9 protein-coding genes and 1 pseudogene are annotated in these 6,799 nt (G+C 65.5%); 2 read left to right on the forward strand and 8 right to left on the reverse strand.

All coding sequences use genetic code 11. The features are described from left to right. From KBT70_RS00035 to KBT70_RS00050, 4 genes are all read right to left on the reverse strand, one after another. Positions 1 to 434 (reverse strand): DUF2339 domain-containing protein (locus KBT70_RS00035; RefSeq protein ID WP_296627282.1); only part of this gene is annotated, 434 nt, incomplete at its 3' end. A gap of 3 nt (positions 435 to 437) precedes the next feature. Next, entirely contained in the window at positions 438 to 1,439 is a 1,002-nt protein-coding gene (locus KBT70_RS00040; RefSeq protein ID WP_296627285.1) for a TIGR01620 family protein, read from the reverse strand. After that, positions 1,436 to 1,882: a GNAT family N-acetyltransferase gene (locus tag KBT70_RS00045; protein WP_296627287.1), complete on the reverse strand. Its 447-nt coding sequence runs from the start codon at positions 1,880 to 1,882 to the stop codon at positions 1,436 to 1,438. The genes KBT70_RS00040 and KBT70_RS00045 overlap by 4 nt, the downstream gene beginning before the upstream one ends. Beyond that, a complete protein-coding gene (locus tag KBT70_RS00050) occupies positions 1,879 to 3,291 on the reverse strand; it encodes a YcjX family protein (protein ID WP_296627289.1) in 1,413 nt (470 codons plus the stop codon). Before KBT70_RS00050 ends, KBT70_RS00045 begins: the two co-directional genes overlap by 4 nt. 189 nt (positions 3,292 to 3,480) lie before the next feature. Here KBT70_RS00050 and KBT70_RS00055 point away from each other — a divergent pair, with 189 nt between their 5' ends. Beyond that, positions 3,481 to 4,101, forward strand: a complete 621-nt coding sequence (locus tag KBT70_RS00055; RefSeq protein ID WP_296627292.1) for a thiamine phosphate synthase — start codon at positions 3,481 to 3,483, stop codon at positions 4,099 to 4,101. Positions 4,102 to 4,111: 10 nt separating this feature from the next. On the opposite strand, the gene KBT70_RS00060 is transcribed toward KBT70_RS00055, so the two are convergent. The 3 genes from KBT70_RS00060 to KBT70_RS00070 form a co-directional block, all read right to left on the reverse strand. Next, on the reverse strand, positions 4,112 to 4,900 hold the full coding sequence (locus KBT70_RS00060; protein WP_296627294.1) for a lysophospholipid acyltransferase family protein: 789 nt from the start codon (positions 4,898 to 4,900) through the stop codon (positions 4,112 to 4,114). Positions 4,901 to 4,941: 41 nt separating this feature from the next. After that, a complete protein-coding gene (locus tag KBT70_RS00065; RefSeq protein WP_296627295.1) occupies positions 4,942 to 5,709 on the reverse strand; it encodes a GNAT family N-acyltransferase in 768 nt (255 codons plus the stop codon). Positions 5,710 to 5,817: 108 nt separating this feature from the next. Further along, complete coding sequence (locus KBT70_RS00070) at positions 5,818 to 6,000, reverse strand: DUF3553 domain-containing protein (protein WP_296627297.1); 183 nt, start codon at positions 5,998 to 6,000, stop codon at positions 5,818 to 5,820. Positions 6,001 to 6,026: 26 nt separating this feature from the next. On the opposite strand from KBT70_RS00070, the gene KBT70_RS00075 reads away from it, so the two are divergent. Next, positions 6,027 to 6,626: a histidine phosphotransferase family protein gene (locus tag KBT70_RS00075; protein ID WP_296627298.1), complete on the forward strand. Its 600-nt coding sequence runs from the start codon at positions 6,027 to 6,029 to the stop codon at positions 6,624 to 6,626. Here KBT70_RS00075 and proA read toward each other — a convergent pair. Then, a pseudogene (gene proA, locus KBT70_RS00080) lies at positions 6,616 to 6,799 on the reverse strand (gamma-glutamyl-phosphate reductase); the annotation flags it as partial. The gene KBT70_RS00075 and the pseudogene proA sit on opposite strands and share 11 nt — an antisense overlap.

Consider the following 6,799-nt stretch of genomic DNA (forward strand, 5'->3'; position numbering starts at 1 on the left):
AGCGCGGCCCCGAGCGCCAGCGCACCCATCACCCGCCAGAACGGCGTGAGCAATCCTTGCTCGACGCCGTATTGCACCATGAAGACGCCTGCCAATGCCAGCGACACGCCCGCCACCGCCAACACCCAATTGCCCCTGAGCCAAGCCATCAGCGCCGTCACCCGGTCTGCCCGCAGCACAAAGGCGCGCGGCGGTGCGGTCTCGGGTTCTGTCTGAGGGGTAACAACGGGCGCGGCGACCCACGGGCCGGCGCGTTCTTCAACAACGGGCGCGGCCTCAGTTTCTGCCACAAACTCTGGCGCAGCAGGTTTCAACCCCGCCTCCAACCGCGCCACCCGCGCCTTCAGTCGCGCATGCGAGACCAAGAGATAAGGCACCCCGATGAGCAAGAGCGCCAGTACGCCGAGGCCGATGACAACCGCCAGCGCTTCCATGGATCACCCCTGCCCGAACAGGCCAGTCAGCGCCCGCCGCACCAACCCTGTGACCGATGGCCTGCGCCCGCGTTGAAACGGCAACGGGCGGCATACCTCGATCGCGGCCACCCCCACCCGCGCCGTCAGCGCGCCATTGACCACGCCTTCCCCAAACCGTCGCGACACCTTGGAAAGCACGCTGCCCCCTGCCACGCTGCTGATCATGTCATCGCCCACCGCCACGGCCCCCGTGGCCAAGAGATGCGCCATCACCGCCCGCGCCAGTCGCCAACTGCCCAAGACACCCGCGCGCCCACCATAAATCTCGGCCACCGCCCGGATCATCCGCAGATTGGCGACCATGGCCCCTACCACATCGGCCAGCGCCAGAGGCACCAGCGCCGTGACCATCGCCACCTGCCGCGCCGCCCCTTCGACCTCGCGCACCGCAAGCGCATCAAGCGGGGCCAAAAGCTCGACTTCCGCCAAACCCAAGAGTGCTTCGGCGTCAAACTGCTCCGCCTGTCGCTCTGCCAGCCGCTCCAGCCCCCAGGCCGCCTCGGGCCGCGCCGCATAGAGCGCGCGCAGCCGCGCAACAACCGTCCGCGCCGCCTCTAGATCCCCCTCCGCCAGCGCGACCCCAGCGGCACGCCGCAGGGTATCGAGCCGCCCCAACCGCGCAAACCCCGCCACTTCGCGCAGGCCGATCAGCAGCGCCACCAGCAAGAGGCCCACGCCCATTGCTGCCACGCCGTAGCCCAACACCGGCACCCGCGCGATCAATCCGGTCGCAAAGTCCCACGCCGCCACCGAGACCGCAGCTCCCATCAGCCCAAGCGCCAACCCCCAGAAAAGTCGGCCCAGCCATGAGGGACCCGCCGCACCGCGTGCAATCACCGCGCGCATTGCCCGCCCTTCAGGCACTGTCGCAAGGTCCGGCACCGGCGGCGCGCGGTCCGGCCCTTGGGTTGCGGCCTCGTCCATCTCGATCAGAACCGGCCCCTTGGCCTTGTTGCTGCTCACGCGCCTTCTCCTTTGCCACGCCAGACCAACAGGATATCCGGCAGACCCTCATCATTGCCAAGGCCCGCGCTGCGCGCCGCCTCAACAAACCCCTGACGCGCATAAAAGGCGCGCGCCGCGGCATTGGCCTCGACCACCCAGAGACTCAACATGCCCGCTTCTGCCTTGGCCTCGGCCAGAAGCGCCCGACCAAGCCCTCGCCCGCGCCGCATCGGATGTACGTATAGCGCATGCAGAATATCGCCGTCACGGACCACGAAACCGGCCACGCGGCCTTGCTCGCGGATCACCCGGACCCAACCCCAGCGGATCACCTTGGCGAGTGCGCGAAGGTCATCCCAATGGCTGCGCACCTGCGGCAACCAAGGCGTCGCGCGGGTGAACCCCCACAGGATCAGGGCCAGACGCGGCAGATGCCAGATCTTGGCGCGCGCGGTTCTCACAGCTTGTCCCCGATCAGGAATTGCGCGGCGCGGTCCAGCCGGATATGCGGCGGCCCCTCTCCGGGGCGCAGGTTGAGCGGGGCCGGCGCAAAGCGCATCACCCGGTAATCCTGACCCAGCCAGTCGGTCGCCCCCGCCCGCGCCGGAGCCAGCAATTGACCGGGGTCCTCGGGAAGATCGCCCGCATAGAACGCCGCCTGTCGGCCTGTCTCGAGCAACCGCCCGCGCACACAGTCGAGCATCTCGCCATTGTGGCTCACCCGCTCTTCGACCGTGGCGCGCAGGGCGGCCAAGGCCATCGACTGCGTCGTGGCCCCGGCGAATTCCGCCCGGTCTCGCGCCTCGCGCAGAAGGGCCGCCATGATCCCCGTCAGCCGCCCATGCTGCGCATGATGCAGATGGTCCGCCTTGGTCGCAGCAAAGAGGATACGCTCCACCCGCCGCCCGAGCAGCAATTGCGTCAGGAACGCATTGCGACCGGGCCGGAACGCGCCCAGAATATCCGCCATCGCCCGGCGCATATCCTCGACCGCCTGCGGCCCCTTGTGAATCGCATCGAGCGCGTCAACCAGCACCACCTGCCGGTCAATCTTGGCGAAATGGTCGCGAAAGAACGGTTTGACCACCTCGCGCTTGTAAGCGTCATAGCGCCGCGCCATCTCAGCCCGCAGGCTGCCGCGACCCGCCTTGCCCTCGGGCAGCGGCGCAAATGTCACCACCGGCGACCCTGCCAGATCGCCGGGCAGGATGAAGCGCCCCGGCGTGCAATCATAAAAGCCGGCGGCCCGCGCCGCCTGCAAATAGGCGGTAAACCCTGCGGCCAGCGCCTGCGCCACCGGCTCGTCCAGCCGTGCCGCCGCATCCACTTGGCCCACCTGCGCCAGATACCCGGCCGCCTCAGGTCGCGCGGCAATCCGCGTCAACACCTCCGCTGCCCACTGATCATAGCTCTTGTCCAAAAGCGCCAGATCAAGCAGCCATTCGCCGGGATAATCCACGATATCGAGATGGATCACCCGTGGCCCCGTCATGCCCGCCAAAAACCCGGCAGGCCGCACCCGCAGCGACAGGCGCAATTCCGACACCGTGCGCGTGCTCTCGGGCCAGTGCGGCGTGGGGCCGGTCAGGGCCGCCAGATGCGCCTCGTAGTCAAAGCGCGGCAGCGTCACATCGGGCTGTGGTTGCAGATAGGCCGCAAGAATCCGACCTTCGCCTTGCGCCAAGAGGCCGGGCATCCGGCCCCGGTCCATCAGATTGGCGATGAGCGAGGTGATGAACACCGTCTTGCCCGCCCGCGCGAGGCCCGTCACCCCGACCCGGATCACCGGCTCGAAGAACGCTTGGTTCACGCGGTCGCCCAATCCCTCGATGCCGCGCACCACGCCCTCTGCCATGCCTGCAATCGCCAAGAACCGCCCCTTTTCCCGTTGGCCTCAAGATAGAGACCCACCAGAGGGGTTGCTAGGGGCAATTGCGCCCCACCTCTTTCCGCGTCCAAGCGGACACTGCGCAATTGCCACCAGAAGAAGCCCGGCCTGACCAATGGTCAAAGCCGCATTTCCGCGCTATAGGGGCAAAAATCCATCAGGAGCGCCCCAATGGCCGAGACCGAGCAGCCGCAGATTTACCTCATCACCCCGACCGAATTCGAGCTGAGCCTGTTCCCCGATACGCTGGCCCGCGTGCTCGATCATCATCCGGTCGCCTGCGTGCGCCTTGCACTCGCCAGCCGCGACGAGGACCGCATCGCGCGCGCGGCCGATGCCTGCCGCGAAGTGACACACGCCCGCGACGTGGCGCTGGTGATCGAGAGCCACCTGATGCTCGTGGAACGGCACGGCCTTGACGGGGTCCACCTGCCCGATGCCGGTCGCTCGGTGCGCGCCGCGCGCAAGGAACTGGGCGAGGATGCCATCGTCGGCTGTTTCTGCGGCACCTCGCGCCACGACGGCATGAGCGCCGGTGAGGCGGGTGCCGATTACATCAGCTTTGGTCCCGTGGGGGCCAGCCCGCTCGACGATGGGGCCCGCGTTGACATGGACGTGTTCGACTGGTGGTCCAAGGTGATCGAATTGCCGGTCGTGGCCGAAGGTGCACTAGATCTCGCGCTTGTGGCGCAATTGGCCCCGATGGCGGATTTTCTGGCCTTTGGCGAGGAAATCTGGCACGAGGAGGACCCAGTTCAGGCCCTTGGCCGTTTTATCGCCGCGATGGGCTGAGCCCCGCCTGTCACCGCCCCCGGCGCGCCTCGGGCATGCCCGCGCGCACCTGCGCCTCGGCCCAAGCCGCCAGCGCCTTGCGATCTGCAAAGGCATCGACCCGTGCCGGGGCGTGATAGACCACCCTCACACGGCCCTGATGCCGCACCGCGAGGACACGCACCAGATGCGTGCCAAAATCCATATCGCCCCACCAGCCATAGAACCGGGGGTCTTGCCCCTTGGGGGCTTCATAGATCACTGACACCGGCTGAACATGGATCGCATGCTCCAGTTTTTGACTGAAGAACGCCTGAAAAAGTGTTGATTTAAAAGCAAGAACGCGCATCCCATCGGTCGAGCTGCCTTCGGGAAAGAACAAGAGCTTGTGCCCCGCCAAGAGGCGCGATTCGAATACTTCGGTCTGCGCTCTGGCCTCTTTCGGGTCGCGGGTGATGAACACCGTTCCCACCAGCCGGGCAAGATGCCCGATGCCGGGCCATCCCGCTACCTCGGATTTCGACACGAAATACACCCGTTTCCGCGCATTGAGTGCAAAAATATCCAGCCATGACGCATGATTGGCCACCACAGCGCCCGGCGCGCGCATCGGCGTCCCCTGCACCTCATGCCCCATGCCCAGCACGCGAAACACCGTCCATGAGACCCATTGCGTCACATAGGGCGTCCAGGGGCGGTGCAGCCCATAGATTGGCCGCTCGATCAACCGCAGCCCAACCGAGATTACAACGCCCAAGAGAATCACCAGCACCATAGCCAGCCCCCGCAGCCCCGCACGCAACCAGCCACCGGACGTCATGCGAAACTCGGGTTGCGACGCCTCCGATTGCCACCTGAACTTCAAGTCGTAATACCCTGCTGATAAATGACTTTCTGCTTTTCGGTAAGGCGATCTGTATCAAGAATGAGACACACATCGGTGGTGTTGAACTGATGGTCTACAAACGCCCCTTCACCGACATAGCCCCCCAGCCGCAGATAGGCCTTGATCAAGGCAGGCACCTGCCGCATGGCCGTGCGCCGATCCAGATCTTCAGGCGCGATCAGGTCCATGCGCTGAAAATGCTCCGTCCGCGCGCGCACCCGCAGCGCCTCGGGCGCAAGGTGGCGCTCATGCAGCAGGCTGAGCGGTTGCGCCAAATGGTCAATATCAGTGCCATGGAAACTGGCCACCCCGAACAGGATTTCTATTTTGTGTTCCGTGACATAGCGGCCCAAACCATTCCAGAGGTGATACATGCCCGGCCCACCCCGGTAGGCACGCGCAAGGCAAGAGCGCCCCAATTCCATCAGCCGCCGCCCGCCGGTCTTGAGCGCGCCGAGATCATATTCATCCTCGGAATAAAACTGCCCTGCACGCGCCGCCTGATCATCGCGGAGCAGCCGGTAAACCCCGACCACAGCGTCATTTTTCGCCTCATCAATCAATATGAGGTGATCAAAGAACGGATCAAAGCGGTCACACTCCAGCCGCGCCGCGTGATCGACCAACGGTCCGTCGCCACCCAATTCCTCAACAAAGACCTCGTAGCGCAGGCGCTGCGCCGCGCGCAATTCCTCGGGCGTGTCGGCCAGCTTCACACGGAACTTGGGGGCGCTTGCGGTCATCGGCCTTGTCTCTGGGGTCTGCGCCGCCTTGTAGGCAAGAGCGCCCTCAAGTGCAATGTTCCCACTGGTCGCAGCACCCAGAGGTTGTTAACCTTTTGCTAACCCGGATCAGGGATCAAGGACGGGTATCAGTTCAACGCGGTTGCCATCAATCACCACCTTACCCTCTTCCCGAAAGTTGACCGTGATGCGCCCGCCGATGTTGGATTGCACCTGTCCGGTTCCCCAATCCGGCCGCTGCGGGTGCAGCACCAGCATGCCCGGTTCGAGTATCGCGTTCATATCCGTCATGCCCAGTCCCGCCCCGGAGTTGTTTCATGCCCCATCCTACTCAGGCTCTTGGCTCTTTGATAGCCTCTCGGATCTGCCACGATCTCGTCAGCCCGCTTGGTGCGGTCGGCAACGGGCTGGAACTCTTGGGGCTTTCAAGCAGCACCACGGGGCCCGAAATGGCGCTCGTCACGGCCTCTGCGGCGCAGGCGCTGGCGCGGGTGCGGCTCTTTCGGCTGGCCTTTGGGCAGGCCGAGGCGGATCAGGTGACGCGGGCCGAGGAATTGGGCGATATCCTAAGCACGCTGCATGCGGGCGGGCGTATCGCCCTTGCGCTTCACATCACCGGCCCCCTGCCGCGCCCCGTGGCGCAAATGCTGCTGCTTGGTCTGCTCTGTGTCGAACAGGCGCTGCCACCGGGTGGGCATATCTCGCTTGGTGAAACCCCAGCCGGTTGGCAGATCGTGGCCACCGCCCCCCGCCTTGCTCCGAACCCGGGCCTCTGGCAGGCGCTCTGCGCGGGTGGGCCTTGGCCCAATGTCAGCCCCGCGCAGGTGCATTTCCTGATCCTGCATCACTGTCTTTTGGCGCGGGGCGCAGCCATTCAGCAAACGCTGAGCGAGACCGAGTTTCGCGTCACGCTCTGATTGCCCCATCGCCTTCGACCAGATACTTGAAACTGGTCAGTTGCGCCGCCCCGACCGGGCCGCGTGCGTGCATCTTGCCGGTGGCGATGCCGATTTCCGCGCCCATGCCGAATTCGCCGCCATCCGCGAACTGGGTCGAGGCGTTGCGCATCAAGATCGCGCTGTCGAGTCGG

This window comes from Roseovarius sp. (assembly GCF_018066915.1).
Taxonomy (GTDB): Bacteria; Pseudomonadota; Alphaproteobacteria; order Rhodobacterales; family Rhodobacteraceae; genus Roseovarius.

Coding starts and splice junctions, on each gene's coding strand:
- KBT70_RS00055 (WP_296627292.1), top strand. CDS start 3,481: ATGGCCGAGACCGAGCAGCCGCAGATTTACCTCATCACCCCGACCGAA.
- KBT70_RS00060 (WP_296627294.1), bottom strand. CDS start 4,900: ATGACGTCCGGTGGCTGGTTGCGTGCGGGGCTGCGGGGGCTGGCTATG.
- KBT70_RS00065 (WP_296627295.1), bottom strand. CDS start 5,709: ATGACCGCAAGCGCCCCCAAGTTCCGTGTGAAGCTGGCCGACACGCCC.
- KBT70_RS00070 (WP_296627297.1), bottom strand. CDS start 6,000: ATGACGGATATGAACGCGATACTCGAACCGGGCATGCTGGTGCTGCAC.
- KBT70_RS00075 (WP_296627298.1), top strand. CDS start 6,027: ATGCCCCATCCTACTCAGGCTCTTGGCTCTTTGATAGCCTCTCGGATC.